Annotated in this window: 19 protein-coding genes; 6 read left to right on the top strand and 13 right to left on the bottom strand. The window is 51.1% G+C overall.

Annotation, left to right across the window (positions count from 1 at the left end; all coding sequences use genetic code 11):
- The first annotated feature begins 7 nt into the window (after positions 1 to 7).
- Positions 8 to 2356 carry a glycoside hydrolase family 3 C-terminal domain-containing protein gene (locus M977_RS16340; RefSeq protein ID WP_064516915.1) on the top strand — a complete coding sequence of 783 codons (2349 nt, stop codon included), beginning with the start codon at positions 8 to 10 and terminating at the stop codon, positions 2354 to 2356.
- Between the two features lie 74 nt (positions 2357 to 2430).
- A complete protein-coding gene (locus M977_RS16335) occupies positions 2431 to 3417 on the top strand; it encodes a helix-turn-helix transcriptional regulator (RefSeq protein WP_064516913.1) in 987 nt (328 codons plus the stop codon).
- On the opposite strand, the gene M977_RS16330 is transcribed toward M977_RS16335, so the two are convergent.
- Both M977_RS16330 and M977_RS16325 read right to left on the bottom strand, forming a co-directional pair.
- Positions 3407 to 4678: a glycerate kinase type-2 family protein gene (locus tag M977_RS16330; protein ID WP_064516911.1), complete on the bottom strand. Its 1272-nt coding sequence runs from the start codon at positions 4676 to 4678 to the stop codon at positions 3407 to 3409. The two genes, M977_RS16335 and M977_RS16330, sit on opposite strands and share 11 nt — an antisense overlap.
- A gap of 15 nt (positions 4679 to 4693) precedes the next feature.
- A complete protein-coding gene (locus tag M977_RS16325; protein ID WP_064516909.1) occupies positions 4694 to 5761 on the bottom strand; it encodes a tartrate dehydrogenase in 1068 nt (355 codons plus the stop codon).
- Between the two features lie 243 nt (positions 5762 to 6004).
- Between M977_RS16325 and M977_RS16320 the strand changes: the two genes are divergently transcribed.
- A complete protein-coding gene (locus M977_RS16320) occupies positions 6005 to 6919 on the top strand; it encodes a LysR family transcriptional regulator (protein WP_064516907.1) in 915 nt (304 codons plus the stop codon).
- A gap of 36 nt (positions 6920 to 6955) precedes the next feature.
- On the opposite strand, the gene M977_RS16315 is transcribed toward M977_RS16320, so the two are convergent.
- The 9 genes from M977_RS16315 to M977_RS16275 all read right to left on the bottom strand — a co-directional run bounded on the left by M977_RS16315 (position 6956) and on the right by M977_RS16275 (position 18647).
- Entirely contained in the window at positions 6956 to 8251 is a 1296-nt protein-coding gene (locus tag M977_RS16315; RefSeq protein ID WP_064516905.1) for an MFS transporter, read from the bottom strand.
- A gap of 347 nt (positions 8252 to 8598) precedes the next feature.
- Positions 8599 to 9909, bottom strand: coding sequence for an MFS transporter (locus M977_RS16310; RefSeq protein ID WP_064516902.1), 1311 nt, complete (start codon positions 9907 to 9909; stop codon positions 8599 to 8601).
- Positions 9910 to 10186: 277 nt separating this feature from the next.
- Positions 10187 to 11575 (bottom strand): amidohydrolase family protein, encoded by a 1389-nt coding sequence (locus M977_RS16305; RefSeq protein ID WP_064516900.1) that lies wholly within the window; start codon positions 11573 to 11575, stop codon positions 10187 to 10189.
- 15 nt (positions 11576 to 11590) lie between these two features.
- Positions 11591 to 12541, bottom strand: a complete 951-nt coding sequence (locus tag M977_RS16300; protein WP_064516898.1) for a carbamate kinase family protein — start codon at positions 12539 to 12541, stop codon at positions 11591 to 11593.
- A gap of 75 nt (positions 12542 to 12616) precedes the next feature.
- Complete coding sequence (locus M977_RS16295) at positions 12617 to 14155, bottom strand: hypothetical protein (RefSeq protein WP_064516896.1); 1539 nt, start codon at positions 14153 to 14155, stop codon at positions 12617 to 12619.
- A gap of 11 nt (positions 14156 to 14166) precedes the next feature.
- Positions 14167 to 15579, bottom strand: a complete 1413-nt coding sequence (locus tag M977_RS16290) for a YlbE family protein (protein WP_064516894.1) — start codon at positions 15577 to 15579, stop codon at positions 14167 to 14169.
- Positions 15576 to 17126 carry an acyl-CoA synthetase FdrA gene (gene fdrA / locus M977_RS16285; protein ID WP_064516892.1) on the bottom strand — a complete coding sequence of 517 codons (1551 nt, stop codon included), beginning with the start codon at positions 17124 to 17126 and terminating at the stop codon, positions 15576 to 15578. The genes M977_RS16290 and fdrA overlap by 4 nt, the downstream gene beginning before the upstream one ends.
- The gene (locus tag M977_RS16280; protein WP_064517657.1) at positions 17104 to 17907 is read right to left on the bottom strand and encodes an oxamate carbamoyltransferase subunit AllH family protein; all 804 of its coding nucleotides are present in this window, start codon (positions 17905 to 17907) and stop codon (positions 17104 to 17106) included. The genes fdrA and M977_RS16280 overlap by 23 nt, the downstream gene beginning before the upstream one ends.
- 134 nt (positions 17908 to 18041) lie before the next feature.
- Positions 18042 to 18647, bottom strand: coding sequence for an ankyrin repeat domain-containing protein (locus M977_RS16275; protein WP_064516890.1), 606 nt, complete (start codon positions 18645 to 18647; stop codon positions 18042 to 18044).
- 394 nt (positions 18648 to 19041) lie between these two features.
- Here M977_RS16275 and M977_RS16270 point away from each other — a divergent pair, with 394 nt between their 5' ends.
- Positions 19042 to 19971 carry a LysR substrate-binding domain-containing protein gene (locus M977_RS16270; protein WP_064516888.1) on the top strand — a complete coding sequence of 310 codons (930 nt, stop codon included), beginning with the start codon at positions 19042 to 19044 and terminating at the stop codon, positions 19969 to 19971.
- Here M977_RS16270 and M977_RS16265 read toward each other — a convergent pair.
- Positions 19968 to 20618, bottom strand: coding sequence for a DsbA family protein (locus M977_RS16265; RefSeq protein WP_064516886.1), 651 nt, complete (start codon positions 20616 to 20618; stop codon positions 19968 to 19970). The two genes, M977_RS16270 and M977_RS16265, sit on opposite strands and share 4 nt — an antisense overlap.
- Positions 20619 to 20630: 12 nt before the next feature.
- The gene (locus M977_RS16260; protein WP_064516885.1) at positions 20631 to 21497 is read right to left on the bottom strand and encodes an MBL fold metallo-hydrolase; all 867 of its coding nucleotides are present in this window, start codon (positions 21495 to 21497) and stop codon (positions 20631 to 20633) included.
- Positions 21498 to 21602: 105 nt separating this feature from the next.
- Between M977_RS16260 and M977_RS16255 the strand changes: the two genes are divergently transcribed.
- Together M977_RS16255 and fdnG are read left to right on the top strand one after the other, a co-directional pair.
- A complete protein-coding gene (locus M977_RS16255; RefSeq protein ID WP_064516882.1) occupies positions 21603 to 22511 on the top strand; it encodes a LysR family transcriptional regulator in 909 nt (302 codons plus the stop codon).
- Between the two features lie 164 nt (positions 22512 to 22675).
- Complete coding sequence (fdnG, locus tag M977_RS16245; protein ID WP_157092085.1) at positions 22676 to 25723, top strand: formate dehydrogenase-N subunit alpha; 3048 nt, start codon at positions 22676 to 22678, stop codon at positions 25721 to 25723.
- Positions 25724 to 25731: the final 8 nt, after the last annotated feature.

The following is a 25731-nucleotide window of genomic DNA, read 5'->3' as shown; positions in this document are numbered from 1 at the left end:
GACGGATATGAACAATAAATTTAAAACGATTATTGCTGCGATGTCGGCCGAAGAAAAAGTCACCTTACTGACGGGTAAAGGGTTGTGGCGCACCGCTTCACTGCCGCAGCACGGCATTGAAGATATCGTGATGACCGACGGAACTTACGGCGTGCGCTACAGCACCAGCCAGATTGAGCAGGGCGAAAAATGGAGCATGACCGATTTTATCTCGGTTATATCCCAAAGCGCCGGAGATGCCACGCCGGTTGAAAACCAGGCCCGTGGCGGCAGCGAATCTTTGTTTAGCCATTCTAAACCGGCCACCTGCTTTCCAAACGGCTCTACTCTAGCCTGTAGCTGGGATACAGATTTGGTTTATCAAATGGGCCAGGCTCTGGGGCGTGAGTGCCAGGAAATGGGTGTCGGAATTTTACTTGGGCCGGGCATTAACATTCGCCGCACGCCGCTTGCCGGGCGCAGCTATGAATACTATTCCGAAGACCCGGTGATCAGCGGAGACACAGCGGCAGCGCTTATCAACGGTCTGCAAGACGAGGGCGTAGGTACCAGCCTTAAGCATTTTGCGTGTAATAATTCAGAATATCGCCGCACCGAAATGGACTCAATCGTTGACGAACGCGCGCTGCGTGAAATCTACCTTGCGGGCTTTAAACGTGCGATTGATAAATCCCAACCCTGGACGGTGATGTCTTCCTACAATCGTTTGAACGGGGTGCAAACCTCGCAGGACCCTTTCTTACTCACCCAGGTTTTACGCGATGAGTGGCAATACAATGGGTTGGTGATGTCCGACTGGTACGGGATCAAAGATCGCCCTGCCTCGTTGCTGGCGGGGAACGACCTGGCAATGCCTGAAACCCTGCATGACAAGCAACAATTACAGGCCGCCGTTGACCGTGGTGAGATCACAGCCGAACGTCTGGACCAGGCTTGCCTGCGCATGCTGGAGCTGCTCGATAAAGTGCACCGAAATCGCCGGCCCGGTTTTCGCGCCGATTTCAATCAGCACCACCGCCTGGCACAAAAACTGGCCACAGAATCTATCGTACTGCTGAAAAATGAAAATGATTTACTGCCGTTAACGCCAGCCACCGCCCGCAGCATCGCCATTCTTGGTAAACCGGCGCAAGAGCCGGTCATTCAGGGTTCAGGCTGTGCGACAACCGTGCCGTATTTGCTCGACAGGCCGCTTGATGAAATCTTTGATGTCGCGGGAGATAACTTCCAGATTCGCTATGCCATCGGCACACCGGATGACAATGCCATTGACCAACAAGCGCTGGACCATGCAATTGAAACCGCCAGAACCGCCGATGTCGCCGTGGTTTTTGTCAGCACCGCGATTGGTGAAGATGGTGAAAATGGCGATCGTCAGGATCTCAATATTCTGCCATCACATGAGGCGCTTATCCGCGCCGTGGCTGAAGTTCAGCCTAATGTGGTTGTGGTTCTGGCTAACAGTGATGCGGTGGTAATGCCGTGGCTTTCAAGCTGTGGCGCATTGCTGGAAACCTTCTTTGCCGGGCAAGGAATGGGGCGTGCGGTTGCCGATATTCTGTTCGGCAATGCCAATCCATGTGGCAAATTAACCACTACGCTTCCGAACTCGCTTGAAGAAACCCCCGCCTGGCTTAGCTACCCTGGCGAAAATCTGCGCCATCACTACAGCGAAGGGTTATTTGTCGGCTATCGTTATTACGACAAGCGCAATATTACGCCACTGTTTCCCTTCGGCTTTGGTTTGAGCTACACCCAATTTGACTACAGCAATTTGCGTTTATCCGAATCACTATGGGCAACAGATGCACAGCTTGAAGTCAGCGTGGATGTGACTAACAGCGGGAAACGGGCGGGCAAAGAGATTGTACAGTTGTATCTCAGCGCCCCACAGGGCGAGATACAGCGTGAGCCTCAGGCGTTGAAAGCCTTCGGCAAAGTCGCATTGGCAGCGGGTGAAACGCGCACCGTCACGCTAACCCTTAACCGTGAAGACTTGGCTTACTACAACCCGGTGCTGAGCCGTTGGGTAATCGACTCTGGGGTATACCGCATAAAAATCGGCAAATCCTCCAGGGACATTGCGCTTGAGAGCGAAATTAAGGTCATCAGCGAGCCGGTTTTATGGCCAATACGCAACGACAGTTCGGTACAGCAGTTGATCAAAAACCCACCTGTTTTCGCACGTGTCGCAAACCTTATTGCCAGTAAGAATGGGCAAACACCGGAGGCGGTTCAGGAAAAACTGACCGTTATGGCGCCCGATTTAATCTTCGGCCTGTTCATTACGTTGACGGAGTTTTTGGCGCTGGAAATTAGCCTGGATGAGCTGAACACGGCGCTGGACGAAATCTGATATTCTCGTTTATCCACGGAATGGGCTTTGCAAATGGGATGGGGCAAAGCCCAGACAACTCCGGAGCAAAATGAATGTTTCCTTTTTCGGTCACCCGCAAGCTTGCATCATCGCCACAGTTACAGCCGCAACCGGGCGGCCAGTCAGGCTGTGAGCTGATTGCGTTTGATGCCGAGCAGCTTAACGTTTTCTCCGCAGAAGTTCGTTATTGCGAGCCGCACTGGCACCCGGCACCGGAGTTGATTCTGGTACTTTCAGGTTCATTTTCTATTGCGGTCAGCCAGGATACCCACCAGCTTGCGGCAGGGGAAATGCTCTATATCAACGCCGAAGAGGTGCATTCGCTCGAAGCTCTCGCTACCGCAAGCAGCCTGCTGACCGTGCAGTTTTCCCTTGGATTGTTTAATAAAACACACCCTGTTCCACGCCTTGAATATCGCGGCATGCGCAGTTCACTCAACGCGAGTGACAGCCACGTTTATCGCGCGCTGGCGTCATTGGTTGCGCATTTGATTCAACAAGCCAGCCCATTTAGCCGCATCGCCGCCGTTTATCTGCTGCTGGATGCGCTTGAAAAAGCCGGTTCTCCTACCCTGCAAAGTCAAATTCATGCCCGTGATGTGGTGATGATTAAGGATTGTATCGAGTTTATTAACCTGCACTACGAAGAGGATTTAACGCTGGGCCAGTTAGCGGAACAGTCGGGTGTCAGTTACCATCATTTCTCGCGTACCTTCAAGAAAGTCAGCAACCATAATTTCAAAGAATATCTGACCTTAATCAGAACCAACAAAGCGCGGCAATTATTAAAAGGCACCCATATTCCGATTACCGAAATCAGTCAGATATGTGGCTTTCGGGAGCATAAGCACCTGATATTCGCCTTTAATAAATACTGTTCAATGACGCCAACCGATTTTCGCAAACGCTATTTAAGCAGCCTTAATGTGCCGCAGCCGGAAATGACCGAAGATTGCCGCTGCCTGCCGTTAAATGAGGCGCTGTTAAAACAATTAGTGGCGTTTTCGGGGCAGCCAGCTGTTAGTAGAATCAAACAATAAAAATAGCCCGGATATCATTAACATTCGTCAGCGTCGGTCCTGTTTTGATGAGATCTTTAAGCGCGGCAAAAAAAGTATAGCTGTCGTGTTCAGCCAACATCTGCTTGCCGTTAATGCCTGCATGCTGTGCTCTGTGCAGGGTATCCGGAAGAACAAAAGCTCCAGCGGCGTCTTCGGTTCCATCAATACCATCGCTGTCGCCTGCCAACGCCCAGATATTTGTCTCCCCCGCCAGGGCATTTGCTAGACTCAGTAAAAATTCGGTATTTCGCCCTCCACGCTTTGCACAACCACCGCCAATAGTGACCGTTGTTTCCCCACCCGAAAGCAATACCGCAGGCGTTTTAACCGGCAGACCATGGTACTTCACTGAACGGGCGATACCGGCCATCATAATGCCCAGTTGCGCACTTTCCCCTTCCAGCGCATCTCCCAGAATCAATGGTGTAATCCCCATCTTTTCAGCGATAGCCGCTGCATTCAGCAATGATTTGGACGGTGAAGCAATCATGCGCACATCGACCTGAATGTCACTCTTGCTCACTGTCTCTCTTTTTTGAGAAAGCACTTGAGCAACGTGTTCGGGTAAATCAATGTGGTAGCGAGTAAGTATTTCTTTGACCTGTTCAATAGTACTGTTATCGGGAATCGTAGGTCCGGAGGCGATATCTTCCGGGTTATCACCCGGAACATCGCTGATCACGAGCGTAACCACTTTTGCAGGAAGCGCAGCTTGCGCCAGTCGCCCACCTTTAATATCAGAGAAATGTTTACGTACGGTATTCATTTCCTGAATCGTCGCACCGCTGCGCAACAGCGCTTTATTCACCGTTTGTTTATCTGCAAGCGTGATGCCGGTGCGCGGCAGAGCCATCAGGGAAGAGCCGCCACCAGAAATTAACGCAATCACTAAATCATCAGGATTCAGGTTTTTGAGTGATTCCAGAATCAACATCGATGCCACCTCGCTCATCGAATCTGAAACCGGATGCGCCGCCTCAATAATTCGTACTTGCCGAGTGGGAACCGCATGTCCGTAGCGGGTGACCACGACACCTGAAAGCGGCACATCGGGCCATGCGGCCTCGAGTGCTGCCGCCATTGCAGCGGAAGCCTTACCGGCTCCCACCACAATACATCGACCAAGGGGTTTTTCTGGCAACGCATCAAGCAATGCAGCATGAGGATCTGCACTTTTAATCGCCGCACTAAACATCTCAAGCAAAGCACTTTTCGCTGTTTCGTTCGTCCACGTAGCCATTCTTCCCCCTGATATTTAGCGCTTCATGATGGCGGCAATAACCGCCTCGGTGACTTCACGAGTCGTTGCTTTACCGCCGACATCTGGTGTTTTAATACCTGCTGCGCACACTTCTTCTACCGCAGACATCAACAAAGCTGATGCATCATGCTCACCGAGATGGTCCAACATTTGTGCCGCTGTCCAGAAACTTGCCACTGGGTTGGCGATGCCTTTGCCGGTGATATCAAATGCAGAACCATGAATAGGTTCAAACATTGAAGGGAAACGGCGCTCCGGGTCGATATTTGCCGTAGGCGCAACACCCAGACTCCCGGCCAGCGCACCTGCAAGGTCAGAGAGAATGTCAGCATGGAGGTTGGTTGCCACAATGGTATCCAGTGATTTTGGATGCAGCGTCATACGCACAGTCATGGCATCTACCAGCATTTTATCCCAACTCACATCCGGGAACTCTGTTGCCACTTCCGCAGCAATTTCATCCCACATCACCATACCGTGGCGTTGAGCATTGGATTTTGTTACTACAGTCAGTAGCTTACGCGGGCGAGATTGTGCGAGTTTGAAAGCATAACGCATAATGCGCGTGACACCTGCACGGGTGAAAATAGCGACTTCAGTACCCACTTCTTCCGGTAAGCCACGGTGCGCACGGCCGCCATGACCTGAATATTCGCCTTCAGAGTTCTCGCGAACAATAACCCAATCCAGATCGCCAGGCCCAGCATTGCGCAGCGGCGACTGAATACCCGACATAATTTTAGTTGGACGCACATTGGCATATTGATCAAATCCCTGACAAATAGGTAAACGAAGCCCCCAAAGGGTAATATGGTCAGGAACATCTGGAGCACCAACCGCACCAAAATAAATAGCATCAAATGCTTTCAGTTTTTCCAAACCATTTTCTGGCATCATCACGCCATTCTTTTTGTAATAATCAGAACCCCAGTCAAAATGTTCAATTTGGAAACTCACATCGCCTACTTTCTTTTGTAGACATTCAAGAACACTAACGCCAGCAGAAATAACTTCAGTACCAATACCATCAGCGGGAATTGCAGCAATTTTGTAGTTACGCATAGGTAAGACTCCTTACAATGATTATATTTTAGGTCAATTCAGGTGCACCATTAGTTTTCTAATGATGCCTTTATTTAAAAAAATTAAACTTGCAGGTTAATATTTTAATTATTTTATGTGCGTCACAATCTGATGGATTCCCATTAATTATTAACGCCTGACAACTATCATTATGCACAGAAAGCCATTAGTATCACTCGCATCTGTTTATGCAAAAAATTGATATAATTCTGAGAGGAAAATGTGGAGCTCAATCAGCTGAGATGTTTCATTGCCGTGGCCGAAGAACTGCATTTTGGGCATGCGGCGCAAAAGCTGGATATGCTCCCCTCAGCATTAGGCCGATACATAAAACTGCTGGAAGAAGATCTCGGTACACGGCTGTTATCACGTTCCACTCGCAATGTTTCTTTAACGCCGCATGGCGCATTGTTCCTTGATGATGCAAAAGAAATTGTCTCTATGGCCGATCAACTCCAGCAACGTTTTAAGAAGCTGGCGCGGCAAAATGCAGGACGTTTGCGTATCGGCGCAATCGACAGCGCCACCATCAACCTGGTCCCGCATGTGCTGCATATTTTCCGTGATAATTGGCCTGAAGTTGACATCCAAATTGTGGAAGATAAGTCATCAAAGCTGCTGCCAAAGTTAAAATCTGGCCGCTTGGATTTAATCTTTATTCGCCCTACCGAGCAAAAGGATGAAGCGCTGGAAAGCCAATTTCTTTTTTATGAAGATGTAGTGCTGGCAATTTCTGAAAAACATCGCCTGGCGCAATGCAGTGAAATACATGTCAACGATCTGATTAATGTGCCAATGATTGTTCCCGAAAGGCGTGTTCGGCCTCATAGCTATGATTTGACATTAGATTTATTTGATAACGCCAGCTTTAAACCACAACTGGTGCAAATTGCCGACGAAAAACAAACTATTATTAATATGGTGGCTGCTGAATTAGGTGCAGCGATTATGCCGAAATGGGTGTCCAGAATGTCTGCATTAAATGTAAAATTTATTCCTCTAGCTAACGAATATATTAATGTCAGGCATAAACTAGCATTATCTGCGGTATGGGTAAAAGATTCACGCGATGAAACTCGCGATAATATGATGAAAGTGGTCATGCAAGAATTAGCGATTATTTCTCAAAAATATTAAAACAGCGCCAATATACAGGCGCTGTTTTACCCACATTTAAGCCAGTGAGTTTTTCAACTCCCTGCGTTTGCGGTTAATCTCAATAGATAGCGTAAGCAACGCCGAAATCACCAGCATGCCCGCTACACAATAGAGCGCCAGTGAAAAGTCACCCGTGGTCTCTTTCAACCAGCCAATCACCGCAGGCCCTGCAAAACCACCTAAGTTGCCGATAGAATTTATTGCTGCAAGTCCAGCAGCAGCAGCAGGTCCATTGAGGAATAGCGACGGAATGCTCCACAGCGGTGGCTTGCAAGAAGAGATACCAATGTTTGCCAAAATCAGGGCAAATATAGCCAGCGGCAAGGAATGAAGCGAACCGGCAAGAATAAACCCGACGCACGCCAGTAAACAGGCACTCACGACATGCCAGGTTCTTTCTTTGGTCTTATCAGAATGCTTCGCCCACAGGATCATCGCAACCACTGAAAGCGCTGCCGGAATCGCATTCACAAAACCAATTTGAAACGTGCTTAAACCAAACGATTTAATAAACTGCGGCGACCATATGTTAAGTGAATACAACCCCGCTGAAGTCCCAAAATAGACCACAGCCAACGTTAACACGCGAATATCGGTCAACCCTTTCCAGATGCTGGTTTTTGCCTGACTGCCCTGCGCGTTACGTTCCTGGGCCAGGGTGGTGATCAACCAATCGGTCTCTTTCTGATTTAACCAACGATTCTTTTCAGGCCTGTCGTTCAAATAAAACAGCGTGAAAATACCCAATAAAATGGCGGCAACAGCATCAATTAAGAACATGAGTTGCCAACCTTTCAAACCTAACGCGCCATGTAAACTCAAAATAGTGCCAGCCAGAGGCGAACCCAACATTGCCGATATGGGCGCTGCCGCCATGAAAAATGCGATAACTTGGGCACGACGCTTAACAGGAAACCAGGTACTTAAATAGAGAATAATTCCTGAGAAAAAACCCGCCTCTGCAACGCCCAACAGAAAACGCAAAATATAGAACCCGGTCGCAGTCTCGACAAACATCATACAGACAGCAATCGCTCCCCAACTCACCATAATTCGAGCCAGCCAAATCCGTGGCCCCACTTTTTGCAATATTATATTAGAAGGAATATCAGTCAGAAAATAACCAATAAAAAACATGCCTGCACCAACACCAAATACAGTTGAAGAAAAACCTAAATCCTGATTCATGGTTAATGCTGCAAAACCAATATTTATTCGGTCAAAGAAGGCTATGAAATAGGCAAACATAACAAAAGGGACTATGCGCCAGGTTATTTTTTTGAGGGTAAGATGTTCTAATGAATGAGTCATAGCATATTTCCATTATTTTAATAAATAATCGGACACCTGTTGTTATAAGTCTAAATAGCACAGGCCAGTCATTGAAATATGCGCTGCCGATCGAGATGAATCATCCAGTCGTGATTATATAAAAAAATGAAATAATGCTAACAGATATGAGTCGCCTCTAAAAAAGCATGATAGATCATATAGCTAGAGTAATTAACACTTAAGCTAAGAAGAAATCCAGATAAAATACCTGTTTATATATGGAGAGTTAGCCTGGACGCTAAAGTTTGTATTTGTGATAGGCTTCAAACATCAGAGATTTAATCGATTAATGAGAACGGCTACCTCAGTCGGTAGCCGTTTCGCATTCACGATGATTTAGAATGTGGGGCTTGATAAGCACTATTCTGCCGCTCGGCACTCTTTGACAGTAACCAAACCAGAATCGATGACAAACACAGTAACGCGGCAACAAACAACAGCCCGCCAGTGAAACTCCCCGTGTGTTCTTTAATCACCCCAATCATCACGGGTCCGACGAACCCGCCCAGATTACCAATCGAGTTTATCGTGGCGATCCCTGCCGCTGCTGCAGAGCCTGACAAAAACATCGTTGGCATACTCCACAATGGCGGCTTGGAGGCACTGATACCGACATTAACCAAAGTTAAGGCGATAATTGCTGTCACCACAGTGGTAACCATACCAGCATAAATCAACCCTACTGCCGCCAGCATACAAGCACCGATAATATGCCAGGTACGTTCCACTTTTTTATCCGAATGCCGCGCCCAAAGCACCATCGCGACCACCGCAATAATGGCAGGAATGGCGTTTAATAGCCCGACTTGCAAGGAACTCATGCCAAATGCTTTGATTATCTGCGGTGACCAGATCCCCAGGGTATAGAGCCCGGCAGAAGTCCCGAAATAGACCAACGACAAGGCAATAACGCGTTTATCTGCCAGACCTTTCCAGACACTCACATGAGCGGAACCCGCTTTAGTACTTTGTTCAGCAGCAAGAGTCTGCATAAGCCAGTTGCGCTCTTCATCAGTTAACCATTTTGCTTTAGCAGGGCGATCGGTAAGCCAGAACAACACCACGCAACCTAAAATCACTGCGGGGATCGCCTCAAGTACAAACATCCATTTCCAGCCAGACCAACCAAGGAAACCGTGTAATTCCAGCAATGCCCCGGAAATGGGTGAACCTAGTGCAGTCGATAAAGGTGCTGCAGCCATGAAAATAGCCGTTACTTGAGCACGTCGTTTCATGGGGAACCAAAAGCTTAAGTACAGAATTATACCAGGGAAAAATCCGGCTTCAGCCACACCAAGTAAGAAACGTAAAATATAGAAACTGGTCGTGCCCTGAACAAAAGCCATTGCCCCTGAAACCAGTCCCCAGGTAATCATGACTCGGGCAATCCAAATCCTCGCCCCAACTTTATTCAAGATAAGGTTAGACGGAACTTCAAATAAAAAATAACCGAGGAAAAATATTCCCGCGCCGATACCAAAAACAGTGGGAGAAAAACCTAACTCCTGGTTCATTGTTAATGCCGCGAAACCAATATTCACCCTATCCAGAAAAGCAATAAAATAGAGCAGCATAATAAAGGGAATGATGCGAAGCGTTATTTTTCGCAGCACCCGTGTTTCGAGTTCTATAGACATAAGAGGAGATCCTCTGTGCGATTTGCAGGTAGGTAAGATTATTATTGGTGTTACAGGAATTGATTATGATTGTTTATTTTAGTTATCATCCAATATTTATTATATAAAATATTGATACAATAGGAATACGAGGAAAGAGCTTGGTTAAATCGAAGATTTTTATAACGTGGAGTTAAAAAACATATGGAGTTCTATCTATTTAATGCAGAAATTCATTCATTAAAAAATCCTGCACAGAATGTCCCTATGCAGGATGTTTTTCACTAAGCACCAGGCACTACACGCTAAGTTCACCCCAAACCAGATTCCCTTTATGGAAGGTCGCGGTTCGTGGAGAGATACGTGCCACTGCTTCGGCAGAACATGAGGCATCCACCAGCACAAAGCTTGCTTCATCCTGTGCTTTTGGCCACACACGCTCGCCTTTGTCATTAAGCGGCAGCACGTTGCCGGTGGCAATCGCAAGGGATCGTGAAAGATTCAATTCACTGACACGCATATAGAGCTGCGCATAAAGGTTGGCTTTCTCCAGCATGTCGCCCAGGCCATACGGCGACCAGTGGTCGATAACGCTGTCGGTGCCCGTCATCACAAACACCCCCTTCTCTTGCAACTGCTTGAGTGGCATATGCATGGTGCCAATCGGTACCGTTGACGCGATAGTAATTTGCTGCGCCGCCATACGCGTAGCAATCGCATCAACTTCTTGTTCGTTCATCATCGCCAGTGCAAAACCGTGGCTGATGGTCAATTTGCCTTTCAGCTCAGGGGTTTTCTCCACCGTTTCAACCATGTAATTCACCGCGGCGATCCCGGCTGGGCTGGTTTCATGCAGGTGGATATCGACACCTTTTTTGTAGTCGATGGCTATCTGGAACATGGCATCTAAGGATTTTTCCATCGCCCCGTCGACGTTAGTCGGGTCAAGCCCACCCACATAGTGAGCGCCCGCTTGCATTGCATCGCGCATCAACGCAACGGAGTTAGAGTGCAGCAAACCATGCTGAGGAAACGCGACAATTTCACAGCTAAAACCAGACTTACGGCGTTCCAGAACCGCTTGCAGATTTTCGAGGTTTTTCAGCCCGGAAACGGGCTCAACGTTGCAATGGCTTCGGGCGATGGTCGAGCCTTTCGACTGTATCAAATCAATCAGTTTTTCCGCACGCTCCTGAGTGACCGGTTGCAATTCCGGCAGCAATTTTTGCTCAAGGGCAATCATGTCCAGAATGGTGGTTCCCGCCGGGCGGTTATGCACACGCCACGGGCCGCCGTAGAAGGTTTTATCAAGATGGATGTGCATATCGCGCATCGCTGGCAGCAGCAGTTTCCCTGACGCATCGTAATGGGCAAGGGTGGCATCGGGATGCTGTTTATTTGCGAGCAGTGCCGCAATTTTGCCGTCTTTAATTTCCAGCGTTTTCAGTTCGGTTTGCGTGCCAACAATAGTCTGCCCGTCGCGGCTAAAACCCGCCTCAAGCAGTACGTTGTCGAGGTAGTAATGCGATTCTTTAATGGCGCTCATGCGATTGTCCGTCTCACAGGCAAGGGAGGCTGGTTTCGCAGCATACGCCATTGAGCCAGTCGCGCCAAAGAGTGCGCAGGCAGCAGCCACTTTACCGCCACCGCTTAAAAATTCACGGCGGCTTTTTTCTGCATTATTCATTGAGTTCTCCCACTCTTAAGCATTAACAATATGAGTGCCCGTCTCGCCACGTAGGGCCGCAGGTAATTTTTCAGGGGTGGTGATAATCACGCGTTTGCCGCCATTGCGCAGGAACGCGAGGCTGGCAGTGATTTTTGGCAGCATGCTGCCCGGAGGGAAATGACCTTCTTCGCTGAAATGCGCCATCTGTTCAACCGTGACTTCATCGAGCGCTCGTTGTTCTGGTTTGCCAAAGTGAATACATACTTTCTCCACGCCAGTGGTGATCACCAGAATGTCAGCGTTCACTTCGCGAGCCAGCAGCGCGGTAGACAGGTCTTTATCGATAACCGCATCCACGCTCTGATAATCGCCCTCTTCGCTGCGAATCACCGGAATACCGCCACCTCCTGCACCAATCACCACAAAGCCTTGTTTGATAAGCGCGCTGATGGCATCAGCTTCAACAATGCGTTTTGGCTCTGGAGACGCCACAACCCGACGGTAACCACGCCCGGAATCTTCCACAAACTGCCAGTCCGGATGCGCCACTTTTAGCGCCTCGCACTGTTGTTCGCTAAAGAACGCGCCAATCGGCTTGGTTGGATGCGCGAAATTCGGGTCGTTTTTGTCCACTTCCACTTGAGTTATCACGGTGACCGCTTTTTTGTCTCCGTGTTTCCCCAACTGGTTATTCAGCGCCTGCTGAATCAGATAGCCGATGCCGCCCTGGGTATCTGCCACACAGTTAGCCAGCGGTGTGAGCGGCAATCCCTCTTTCTCATGGGCGATTTCCGCACGACGCAGGTCCAGCCCCACCTGTGGGCCGTTGCCGTGCGTCAGCACGATGTCGTAATCCGACGAGAGCATTTCCAGCACCGTCTGGGCCACTTCTTTAACCGCGACTTGCTGATGTTCAACCGACTGGCTGGCGTTGTCTTTGATGATGCTGTTGCCGCCAATTGCCACGACCACAAGTTGTTTCATTATTTTTATCCTTAGGGTACGGACGCCCTCACCCCGGCCCTCTCCCTGGGGAAAGGGTTAGGGTGAGGGGAAGTATTAAACGGAAGTCACAACCTCAGAAGCCGCTTCACGACGGTCAAGCACATGCTTCACCACAAACATCGCGCCCATCATCAAATACGCGGTGACAAACATCAGCGAACTGCCCTGCGCAAAGCCGACCATCGGCGCATGAATCACGCCAAACAGTGCCAGCAACGCACCAACTGCGGCGGCCACTGCACCACGTAACGGCTTGTTGATAATCGCGAAGATTGCCACGCAACCCCACAACATGCTGGCGAGCGGTGCACCGTTGCCCAAATGCACCAGTCCCTGGTAAAACACCCCTTTATGCGCCAGCGCTTCAGGGCCGATTTTTGCAGCCGACGTCCCGGCCGCTGCCATCACGCTATTCACCATGGTCAGCGCCCAGTTGGCTATCCACGGGAACAAGCAGATGAAAATAACCGGCACCTCTATCTTCGGCGTTTCGCGCACCACCTGGTTTGCCGTCACCACGCCGATAAACACCAGAATTGGCACAATGGCAGTCATCGGAATAATGGCGAGCATGAATGCACCGAGGCCAAACAGCGGCACGATAAACATCGTCACACCCGATGCCAGCGTGTAGCCGATACTCGCACCCATCGCTTTCCAGCCCGCGTGTCCAACGTACACCGTGACCGGGAACGGGTTCCCCATCAGGCAGCCGAGCGTGGAGGCAAGGCCGTTGGTGAGCATCACTTTACGGGTGTTGTACTCATCACCCGCTGCGTGGGCACTCTCAATGTTTTCCAGGTCAAAAATGTAGTTCGCCAGCCCCAACGGAACTGCCGATGCCAGGTATGGCAGCGCGTGCGGCAAGCCTTGCAGGAAGCTATCAACATGAATCGATGGTGGGTTAAAGCCGAATGAGGACATCGAGGCTTTGATCGCTTCCGGGCTTTGCAGGCCGGAAACCCACGCCAGCGCAGTACCGGCAACCAGCAGTAATAAGCCTGTAGGAATACGGGCAAAAATCGGCTTTTTGCCAAACCAGTTGATGAAGATAAGCAGCAGCACGATGAAGGAAACAGTCGGCGCTTCAAATGCCTGAAGCATCGGGTTCATCGCCAGCAGCAATAAACCTAAGCCCGACAAACACGAAAGCAGAACGGTACGCGGGATCATCTTGCGGATGGTTTCGCCAAGGAACGAACCGCCCACCAGAATCATCGCTTCAACAAAACACCACACCAGGCCAATCTGAATCGCAAACTCAGCGTCGCCGGTTTGCTGGTAGACCGGCATCAATACCAAAAACGTCACGGTAAAGATGGACGGCGCACTTGGCCCGGAAGGCAGTGCGGTCACATCTTTGCGCCCTGTCTCTTTTGCCAGTTGCAGGCCAAACCAGGCGTAGCAAATGCTCGCTACCAGCACCGCCAGCCCGAAGGCTGGCGCAATGCGCCCGTAAACAATTTCCGTTGGTATACCCACCACAAAAATGAGTAACCCCATCATGGTCAGCAAGTTGGTCAGGTTGTTGGTCATCAACCCGAAATATGCCGCCCAGTCACCGCGTTTCCACTCAAGCTTAACGTTTGTCATCGGGGTATCCCTCAGAAAGAGTAACGCTCACCAAAGGCGAGCAGAGCCTTCTCAAAACATTCAAACGGCGGATGGACAATCCCGGCGCCAATCATGCCGATGCCCGCATCTTTGTGGGCAATGGCGGTGTTGATCACCGGCAAAATGCCGCTGTTGCCCACACGCGTAATATCAATGGCGGTTGGAATGCCCATAAACGACAGCAATGGAATGGTGACATTCGGGTTTTCGCCCAGCGTTATCTCACGCATCTGGCGCGAGAAGTCGATAGCTTCATCCACGGTGCCCCCCACCAGCGCCACAATCGCCGGAGCCGTTGCCATAGCAAAACCGCCGATGCCGTAGGTTTCGGTAATCGCGCTGTCGCCAATATCCAGCCCAGAATCTGCAGGTTTGTAACCCGCAAACATCGGGCCGATCACTTGCTGCGCCGGGCCGGTGAACCAGTGTCCCGGCAAGCCGCTAACGCGCAAGCCAAACTCCACGCCGTTACGCGCCATGGTGGTCACCACGGTGCTGTATTCGATACCGTGCGCTGCGTCCATTGCCGCTTTGCACATCGCCATCCACGTTGGGCCGGAGAAATAGTCGCTGCTGGCGACAAAATCGAACACTTCTTTCTGCTGCGCGACGGTGAAATTAGTCTGAATAATCCACGGCGTGAGCGCCTGAATCAGCAACGTGGTGCCCGCGTTGTTGCGGTTGTGGCACTCGTCGCCCATATGCAGTGCTTGCGCCAGCATCAAACGCAGGTCGATTTCACCCGCCAGTTTCATCGCATCACGCAGCATTGGGCCGAGCACATCACGCATCCAGAAAAGACGGTCGATAACGCTCTGGTCGTTAGCGCCCATGCGCAAGATCTTCGCCATCTGCTCGCTGAGGTTTGTATATGCGCGGTTGCCGTAGGTTTTGTTCTCGACGATATGCATAAACATTGAGGCAGACGTCACACCCGCCATAGACCCTACGCAGTCGTGTTCATGGCATGGCGAGAAGATGATTTCGCCAGACGCCGCCAGTTGTGCGGCCTCATCAATATTCGCCGCCAGCCCTTCAAACACCAGCGCCCCGGTGACGGCACCTTTCATCGCGCCGCACATATTTTCCCAGGCGATAGGCGGCCCGGCGTGCAGAATGGTGTTGCGCGTCATGCCCGGTACCACGTTAATCGCCTGGTCATAGCCGACTAAAACCGGCTGTGACTGGATGATGCGCTCAACGGCCAGTTTGTTAGCCGCTGCTACTTTTTCGGCAAGTGCCGGAGCGGCAATGGAATCGAGCGCGTTAACGACAGCTAAATTACCCTGCCCGGGTGGCGTCCAGTACAGTTGCGTCACGGGAACGCTCTGCTTTTTCAAATCGTCGCTGAACATTGCAATGCCGACGTTAATCACATTTAGCGGTTGGTTGAATAAACTCATTGTGCTTTCTCCTTGCAAACAAACTCACGCGCAAGCAAACCGGTGTTGGTGCTGCTACTAGCCCAGATAACGCCCGCATCCGTCAGCATCTGGCACTGCTTTTCAAGCGATGGCGTGTCCAAATCGGTGCCCAACACATAGCCCAGGATTTCCAGGTTACGCTCTTCGCGGGTAGCAATGGCTTTCGCTTCTTTGATGGCATCAAGCATCACACCAACCGGATCTTCATGGGAGCCAAAGCCCAAGACGAAGTCCATTACGATCACGCCCACTTCCGGGTCACGCGCTTCCTGCAACAGGCGGCTAATACGGTTGGTTGGGTCAATCATCGGGTGTGGTTTGCCGTTGGTGAAATCGTCATCGCCAAAATCGAGGAAGGTGTGGGCGATACTGACATTCACATCTTTGAGGCGGTATTCAGGGTTCGGCTGGATATTGCTGTAGACGTCCGGGTACTTTTCCAATGCTGCAAACATCGCTTCGTCACACAGCGTGCCGCCGCAGAACAGTGCACGAATGTACTTTTGCTCAGGTTTCATGCGCGCACGGACTTCTTCAATCAGCGGCCAGTTAAGCGGGTGTAAGTCCAGTGACTCTTTTTTGATTCCAGTAAGCAGAACGGCTTTCAGCGCAGCCTCTTTCGTGGCACGAGCAAACTGCAAACCTGCTTCATCCTCACGTGCTTCTTTAGTACCGAGGAAACAAACCACCACCGGTTTGCGGCAAGCTTTGGCCCTCTCCAGCACTTTACGGGCTACCGCTTCAGCAGGTGGTTTGGAAACCAGCACAATCACTTCAGTTTGCGCGTCATCTTCCAACATTTTGATGGCGTCGAGCATCATGATGCCGCCGATTTTCTCGCTTAAATCACGCCCACCAGTGCCAATGAGTTGTGAAATTCCACCGCCAAATTCATGGATACGCACGCTCAATTCCTGGCTACCAGTGCCGGACGCGCCAACAATGCCAATTGAGCCACGGCGTACCGCGTTACCAAAGCACAACGCTGCACCGTTGATAATCGCAGTACCGCAGTCCGGCCCCATCATCAGCAACCCTTTGCTGTGTGCGAGCTGCTTGAGTGCCAGTTCGTCTTCAAGGGAAACGTTGTCGGAAAAGAGCATCACGTTGAGGTCGTTTTCCAGCGCCTGACGTGCTTCACGGGCAGCAAACGCGCCGTTGACCGAAATCACCGCGAGGTTAGTTTCCGGGATATTGTGATGTGCGCTGGCAAGTGTGGCGTAACGCGCTTCGTGGCGTGAATTGCCGCTGTCTTTGCGGGTGAAGAGCCCTTCAATGGCTTCAAGCGTGGCTTCATTTGCCGCATCGCTCGCTCCTTTGATGACAATCATCAGGTCGCCATTTTTGGCCTGTTCCAGCTCGTCGTTTAACAGACCGAGGTTCTTTAAAACCCCTTTGTTCATCTCGGTCGCCATCGCGACAAACGCCTGTTCCACACCGTCAAGCTGGTTGGCTTTGGTTGAAATGGACATCAGTGAGACAGAATCAAAATAGGTATTCTTTTTAATTACAATCCTGGTCGACATAATTTCCTCCGTTAATTTTGGTCAAAGCGAAAGCATCCGCCATGCCGCAAAGCATGTCGCATCCTGAACTCGACCCTATTTTTTTAATTTCGTTAATAGACTGCTGAATATTTTCCAAGTCACCATTGACCACCTGATAAATAAAACCATAAATAGTTTCACGATAACGTTGGTCAATAGCTTCACGCAGCGTAATAGCGCTTAGCTGCGTGGTTTTATGTTTTTCTTTCTCCAGTGCGACAATAAAAATATCTCTGTATTTCCGCGCAGGATGTCCGGTAATAAATAAAACAGCACTCAGACCCGCCAGATAATCATCACCAGATGGCGTTAACCCAATACCTAACCCCAGTAATCCACTTATTTCATTTTCAATCGCAGCGCAATTCCCTGTATTTAGCGATGATACAAGCTGTTTTCGATGTAATTGCAGCAGGCGGCTCATTTCCTGGTAGAAAATATTATCGCCATGAAAATAAAATAGTGACGAACTTTGTATGACACTGGCCTGTGTCATTTGCGCAAGATGTTGCCAATCGGTCTGTTTTATTCGTGTGTGGCTTAGAAAAAGCGCTTCAGGTTGCCAGCGTGTACAGCGCGAGAAATCGATGCGTTTATCTGTGCCAATATCAATGCAGTTACTGTGAAAAATTACCCGCTCACCGGGCTTAAAGTGGTTCTGACAATGCTCTACTGCTAAACGACAGCTATTTGGTGCGTTATCACAATCGGTACTGAGCAAAGTGAAGATCTGTTGCCTTTCAGGGAGGTGAATATTCACCGCCCGGTCAAACACCTGCTCAACATAACCTGTTGTATCACCGTATAAATCCGGGACGAAAAAAGCGCTATCTGCCGTTCGTGCAAAAAGGCACTGCCGCTGAAGATATCCGGCGATAGAGCATCTCCTGTGTATCAGGCACCAAAGTTAACCAGCAGTTCGGCAATCTCGTGATAGCCTTTTTCACGCGCAAGAGACAGTGGGGATTTGCCATATTTATCGGTCATGTGCGGGTTGGCACCGTGATCCAGCAGTAGTTTGACGATCTCTTGCTGTTTCGCCCCACCATCATTGAGCACGATAGCTTCAAGCAATGGCGTCCAACCAACAAAATTAGTGTGGTTAACGTTAATTTCGGTGCGTGTGACTAATTCGCGGACAATTTCAACGTGTCCTTTTTCGCTGGCTGGGGTAATGCCCACGCCACCAAAGCGGGATAAACAATTCAGATCGGGATTTGCTGGTAATAACAGGCGTAATAATGTCAGGTCGTTATTAAGACAACTCAACAAGAAGGGGTTAAAACAGGTTTGATCTTGTTTATTGATATCGGCACCAGCTGCAATTAAATATTCCACACAGTCATATTTTTTGTGGAGGCTGGCGAGTGTAATTGCGGTACGCCCTTGACGATTAGTAGCGTTAATATCTACACCATCACTGAGACATTGTTTTAGGTTTTCCAGATGCCCCTGCTCTGCTGCACTTAGAAATTCTGCAATAAGTTCTTTCTGAGACATATCCATACTCCCATACTTTGCTATTTCTGATGAATTGAGAATAGCAACACTATGACCGCTTTAACATCCGTTTAAAAATCATTCATCGTTAATGACAGCATTGTTGAATAGTATTCAACAATGTAAGCAAAATGTGCGATAGAGCAATCTTTTACCTATGATAGAAGAGCTTTCGCCGCTCTTTATCTCTCTCTATGAGGAAGGCCGTCAGGCCTTGCAGATAGCGGGAGAAATGAGATTCAAGAAGTGTGATGCTCTTCAAATCACTTGTAACGGCAGTGTTAAATATGGTTCAAGGCAAAGTCGCGGATCATAAGGAATACAAATACATTCAACAATAGGATTGGGTAGCTGTCGGACGACGCTGCGCTTATCCGATCTACGGGAGTAGCGCATGAATTCCATTTTTACCGAAGAGAACCTGCTGGCGTTCACCACCACGGCGCGCCTTTCAAGTTTTAGTAAGGCAGCGGTCGAACTGGGGATCACCACTTCTGCCGTCAGCTACACCATCAAAAGAATCGAGACTTACCTTGATGTGGTGCTGTTTGTGCGCAATACCCGCAGTATCGAACTGACCGAGTCCGGCTTCTATTTCTATCGCAAAGCAACCGAACTACTTAACGATTTCCACGCCATAAAACGCGGTGTTGATACCATCTCGCAAGGAATTGAGGTGAAGGTACGCATCTGTATCAACCAACTGCTTTACACCCCGCGCCACACAGCAAAACTGCTGCAAATACTGAAAAAGCAGTTCCCTACCTGCCTGATTACTATCACGACAGAGGTGTACAACGGGGTGTGGGACTCAATTATCAATAACCAGGCAAATATTGCGATTGGTGCGCCAGATACATTGCTCGACGGTGGCGGGATTGATTACACGGAAATCGGCGCGATTCACTGGCAGTTTGCTATTGCTCCAACCCACCCGCTGGCATTTATGCCGGAGCCAATTTCTGAAAGCCAGCTGCGCCTGTACCCCAATATTATGGTGGAAGACACCGCATCAACACTGAATAAAAAGGTGGGATGGCTGCTGCATGGGCAAGAAGCGATTCTGGTGCCAGACTTCAACACCAAGTGCCAGTGCCAGATTCTGGGAGAAGGCGTTGGTTTTTTACCCAGCTATATGGTGCGCGAGGCTCAGGATAGCGGCCTGCTGGTGACACGCCAGATAAACAACCCGCGCCAGGATTCACGCATGCTGCTGGCGACCCAGCATGCCGCCACCGGGCAGGTAACCCGCTGGATTAAAAAGCAGTTTGCGCCGGGCGGGTTGTTGACTGAGATTTATGGGGACTTGTTGGTTCGGGATTAAGCGCCAGCTACGCTTCGCTGCAACATCTCCTGCCAGGCAGGGACATCACCAAGGTAGCGCCCGGCATCCAGTACCTGTAACTGCCCAAGGCTATTGCGAAGCGCAAAAGTTGGGAAACCACGTCCACCAAGCTGTGCCAGTAGCGCACGGCTTTCAGCAATATGCTGATTCAGGATTTCACCGTTGATGGCCTGCATTTCAGCGCTAAAAGCCGGGACGGGTAAACCAAGTTCCTGGGCCAGCGCCTCAACAACGGTAAAATCGGCCACACGCTTTCCATGCTGGTAGTGCGCCACCTGAATAAGATGCAGCATCTCCAGCCCGCGCCCGGCCAGCTTTTGCGCCGCAAGAATCGCGCAAGTGGGTGGGGCCGAGTCCATCACTGCCGTGGTATCCAATAATAAGCCATTGATATATGCCTCACCGAACGGCTGCCCGGTCATGGCGGCAATCCTCGCATCATGTTCGATAACATGCCCGCGCCACTGCGCGTCTATGGTGCGACGGTGGTTGCCAACCATCATGCCGCCGCCATGCAGAGCAATCGACAGTCCAGGGACTTCACCAGCCGCGTCGACAAGCGGGGCTGCACCGTAGCACCAGCCACACAGCGGGTCGAAAATGTAATGCAGAGTGTTAGTTGTCATTTCGCCTCCTGGTTACTGCGGCCATTTCATTTCGCCTTTCAGCACCTTCGCACCCAGCTCAAGACTCGACTCATCCTTCAAGTCAGGATACTGCTTCTTCATCACCGCAATCAGTTGAGCTGAATCTTTTGCTTTCGGCAACGCCTTTTCCAGCGTCGTCAGGTAGTTTTGCGTGAAGGTCACCGACTCAAGCGTTTGCGGCGCGCCCGGCAGGAAATGGCCTGGAACCACCACTTCCGGCTTCAGGGCTTTGATGCTTTCCAGCGTTTGCTGCCAGTCGGCACGCGATTGCGGCGTTTGAGTATCAGCCACCCACAGATGAATATTATTGCCCGCAACTGGCACCCCGCCCACCACCGCTTTTAGCGCTGGGATCCACACATAGGTACGGTCTGGCGTTGGGCCTTTTACTTCGATTTTCTGGCCGTCAACCATGAAGCTATTGCCCTGAAGCGGCTGCGGCACCACCACCGACTGTGGCGCGTTCTCTTTGAGGATCGGTCCCCAGTAAGCCAGTTTGCCCTCTTTTGAGGCTTCAATCGCCGCAATGGTTTCCGGCGTGGCGACAATTTTTGCCTGTGGGAACGCGGCCTTAATTTTGTCCAGACCGAAGTAGAAGTCTGGATCAGAGTGGCTGATGTAAACGGTCGTCAGCGTTTTGCCGGTCGCTTTGATCTTCCCAATCAGCTGCTCGGCGTCGTTACCCTGGAATTGCGCGTCAATCAGCACAACTTCTTTCTCGCCACTGACTATCTCGGACGACACCGGGAACACGCTTTTCTCACCGGGATTGTAAACTTCCATCGTTAACGGGCTGGCGGCGTGTGCCAGAGTCGTAAGGCTGACGAGAGTCAGTGTGAGTACAGATTTTTTAAACATAGCAGATGCCCTAAATTGTCTTGATGTTGGGCACATCTTACGTTGCATGAATTGATACAAAAACCGGATAATGAGCAACTATTCATTGCATAAATCGGACGAATAATGGATCGCATTACCGCCGCACGGGTGTTTGTCACCATTGTCGATCTGGGCAGTATGATTGCCGCCGCATACCATCTTGATATGTCGCGAGCCATGGTGACGCGTTATCTGGCGCAGATGGAAGAGTGGACGGGCGCACGCCTGCTGCACCGCACCACGCGCAAACTGAGCCTGACCGATGCGGGCGAAAGAACCCTGAGCCTGTCACGCAAAATGCTCGCTGTCGCCGAAGCTATCGATCTGGTCGAGGATAATCAGACCGAGGAAATACGCGGCCTGCTACGTATCACCTGCTCCCAGTCGCTGGGGCAAACCGCGCTGGCAGGTGCCGTGACGCAGTTTCTGAAACGCCACCCTCAGGTGAGCGTCGATTTGCAAATGAACAACCGGACGGTAAATCTGGTGGAAGAACGGATTGATCTGGCACTGCGCATCACCAATGAGCTGGACCCAAATTTGATTGCCCGCCCGCTTTCCACCTGCGCCTCGGTAGTGTGCGCCGCTCCTGCTTATCTGGCGGCAAACGGCACTCCGAATCATCCTGAAGATCTCGCCAGCCATAACTGCCTGACTTACAACTGGTTCGGCAAAAGCCTGTGGCATTTTGACCGTGCAGGGGAAAAATCTGCCGTGGCGGTGAGCGGCAATCTCAGCGCCAATGAATCGGTTGTGCTGCTGGCGGGAACGCTACAGGGCGCGGGGATTTCGCTCCAGCCGTACTATTCTGCCGCCCCGTTACTGGCAAAAGGTGAACTGGTTGAACTATTGCCTGGCTACCAACCGCAGGAAATGGGCATCTACGGCATTTACACCACCCGCAAACAGATGCCCGCCACACTGCGTGCGATGCTGGATTATCTGGTGGAATGGTTTGCCACGGATGAGCAGTGGCGAGCGACGCTGCGCTAAAGCTCACCAATGATTATCTCGTTATGGTTAATCCCCCGCCATTACCCCTACTCATGAAGGGGTAACTCGCTACCCAATACCTGGCGAATTGATTTTGCTCAATAAGCCACCGTTAAATGTGGGTATTTTCGCGACCATTCATACGTCATAACAATGAGGTTACGATGGACGTCAGTCGCAGAAAATTTTTCAAGATCTGTGCCGGCGGGATGGCAGGGACTACCGCCGCAGTTCTGGGATTTTCTCCCAAAGCGGCGCTTGCCGAGGTGCGCAACTTTAAGCTTTTGCGTGCCAAAGAAACCCGCAATACCTGTACATACTGCTCAGTAGGCTGTGGTTTGTTGATGTACAGCCTGGGCGATGGTTCGAAAAACGCCAAATCCAGCATTTTCCATATTGAAGGTGACCCGGACCACCCGGTAAACCGTGGGGCGTTATGCCCGAAAGGCGCGGGCTTGCTGGATTATATCCACAGCGAAAGCCGCCTGCGTTACCCGGAATACCGCGCGCCAGGCTCCGATAAATGGCAGCGCATCAGTTGGGACGATGCATTCTCACGCATTGCCCGACTGATGAAAGATGACCGTGATGCCAATTTCGTTGAGAAGAATGAGCAGAATGTCACGGTAAACCGTTGGCTCTCCACCGGCATGTTGTGCGCGTCGGCGGCCAGCAACGAAACCGGGATGCTGACACAAAAATTTGTCCGCTCCCTGGGCATGTTAGCGGTAGATAACCAGGCGCGCGTCTGACACGGACCAACGGTAGCAAGTCTTGCTCCAACATTTGGTCGCGGTGCGATGACCAACCACTGGGTTGATATCAAAAACGCCAACGTGGTGATGGTGATGGGCGGCAACGCCGCTGAAGCGCATCCGGTGGGTTTCCGCTGGGCGATGGAAGCCAAAAACAACAACGACGCCACGCTGATTGTGGTCGATCCGCGCTTTACCCGCACGGCATCTGTTGCGGATATTTACGCGCCAATCCGTTCCGGCACCGACATTACCTTCCTGTCGGGCGTGCTGCTGTACCTGATTTCCAATAACAAAATCAACGCCGAATACGTTAAGCATTACACCAACGCCAGCCTTTTGGTGCGTGACGATTTCAGCTTCGATGATGGCCTGTTTAGCGGCTACGACGAGCAAAAACGTCAGTACGATAAAACCAGCTGGAACTATCAGTTCGACGAAAACGGCTATGCCAAGCGCGATGACACGCTCAGTGACCCGCGCTGCGTGTGGAACCTGCTCAAAGAGCACGTTTCCCGCTACACACCGGAAATGGTCGAGCATATTTGCGGTACGCCGCAGGCCGATTTCCTGAAAGTGTGTGAAGTGCTGGCCTCAACCAGTGCCGCCGACCGCACAACGACCTTCCTCTACGCTCTGGGTTGGACGCAACACACCGTGGGTGCGCAGAACATTCGCACCATGGCGATGATCCAGTTGTTACTCGGCAATATGGGCATGGCGGGCGGCGGCGTAAATGCCTTGCGCGGGCACTCCAACATTCAGGGGCTGACCGATCTGGGCCTGCTGTCCACCAGCCTGCCGGGTTATCTGACACTGCCTTCTGAGAAGCAAACCGACCTGCAAACTTACCTGACGGCAAACACGCCGAAAGCCACGCTGCCGGGCCAGGTGAACTATTGGGGCAACTATCCCAAGTTCTTCGTCAGCCTGATGAAAGCGTTCTATGGCGATGATGCGCGTAAAGATAACAACTGGGGCTTTGACTGGTTGCCGAAGTGGGACCAGGCATACGACGTGCTGAAGTACTTCGACATGATGGACCGCAACAAAGTTACGGGCTACATCTGCCAGGGCTTTAACCCGGTCGCCTCCTTCCCGGACAAAAACAAAATTGTCGCAAGCCTTAGCAAGCTGAAATACCTGGTGATTATCGACCCACTGGTCACGGAAACGTCTAACTTCTGGCAGAACCACGGCGAGATGAACGACGTGAACCCAGCGGCAATTCAGACTGAAGTGTTCCGCCTGCCGTCGACCTGTTTTGCTGAAGAAGACGGTTCGATTGCCAACTCCGGGCGCTGGTTGCAGTGGCACTGGAAAGGGGCAGACGCACCGGGAGAAGCGCGTAACGACGGCGAAATTCTGGCCGGGATTTACCATCGCATACGCGAGCTTTATCGCGCCGAAGGCGGTAAAGGTGCTGAGCCACTGCTGAAAATGGGCTGGCATTACGATCTGCCGGACAGCCCTGAGTCCGAAGAGGTCGCCAAAGAGAACAACGGCTACGCGTTGGAAGATCTCTATGATCCGGCTGGGAATTTGCTGGCGAAGAAAGGCCAACTTCTGGACTCGTTTGCGCTATTGCGTGATGACGGCACCACCGCATCTGCCTGCTGGATTTATGCCGGGAGTTGGACTGCGAAAGGTAATCAGATGGCGAACCGCGATAACGCCGATCCATCAGGCCTTGGCAACACGCTGGGCTGGGCCTGGGCGTGGCCGCTAAACCGCCGCATTATCTACAACCGCGCCTCTGCTGACCCACAAGGCAAACCGTGGGACCCGAAACGTATGTTGATTCAATGGAATGGCGCGAAATGGGTGGGGAACGATATTCCTGACTACAACACCGCCCCTCCGGGCAGCGGCGTCGGGCCGTTTATCATGCAGCCAGAAGGTTTGGGCCGCCTGTTCGCCATCGACAAAATGGCGGAAGGCCCGTTCCCTGAGCATTACGAGCCGTTTGAAACGCCACTGGGTACTAACCCGCTGCACCCGAATGTGGTCTCGAACCCGGCAGCTCGTCTGTATGAAGCCGATGCCAGACGCATGGGCAAACGCGAACAGTTCCCTTACGTCGGCACCACGTATCGCCTGACCGAGCACTTCCACACCTGGACCAAGCACTCACGGCTTAACGCGATTGCGCAGCCTGAGCAGTTTGTGGAAATCAGTGTGGCGCTTGCAAAAAGCAAAGGCATCGCCAATGGCGACCACGTGAAAGTCAGCAGCAAGCGCGGGTTTATTCGCGCCGTTGCGGTGGTCACGCAGCGCCTGCAAACCCTGAACGCGGGCGGGCAGGAAGTGGAAACCGTCGGTATTCCGCTGCACTGGGGCTTTGAGGGTACGGCACGTAAAGGTTATCTCGCCAATACACTGACGCCATCGGTCGGTGACGCTAACTCGCAGACGCCAGAGTACAAGGCGTTTCTGGTCAACATTGAGAAGGCGTAAGGAGCGAA

It is taken from the genome of Buttiauxella gaviniae ATCC 51604, from assembly GCF_001654835.1.
Classification (GTDB): Bacteria; Pseudomonadota; Gammaproteobacteria; order Enterobacterales; family Enterobacteriaceae; genus Buttiauxella; species Buttiauxella gaviniae.
This window is presented reverse-complemented; position numbering and strand designations above follow the sequence as displayed.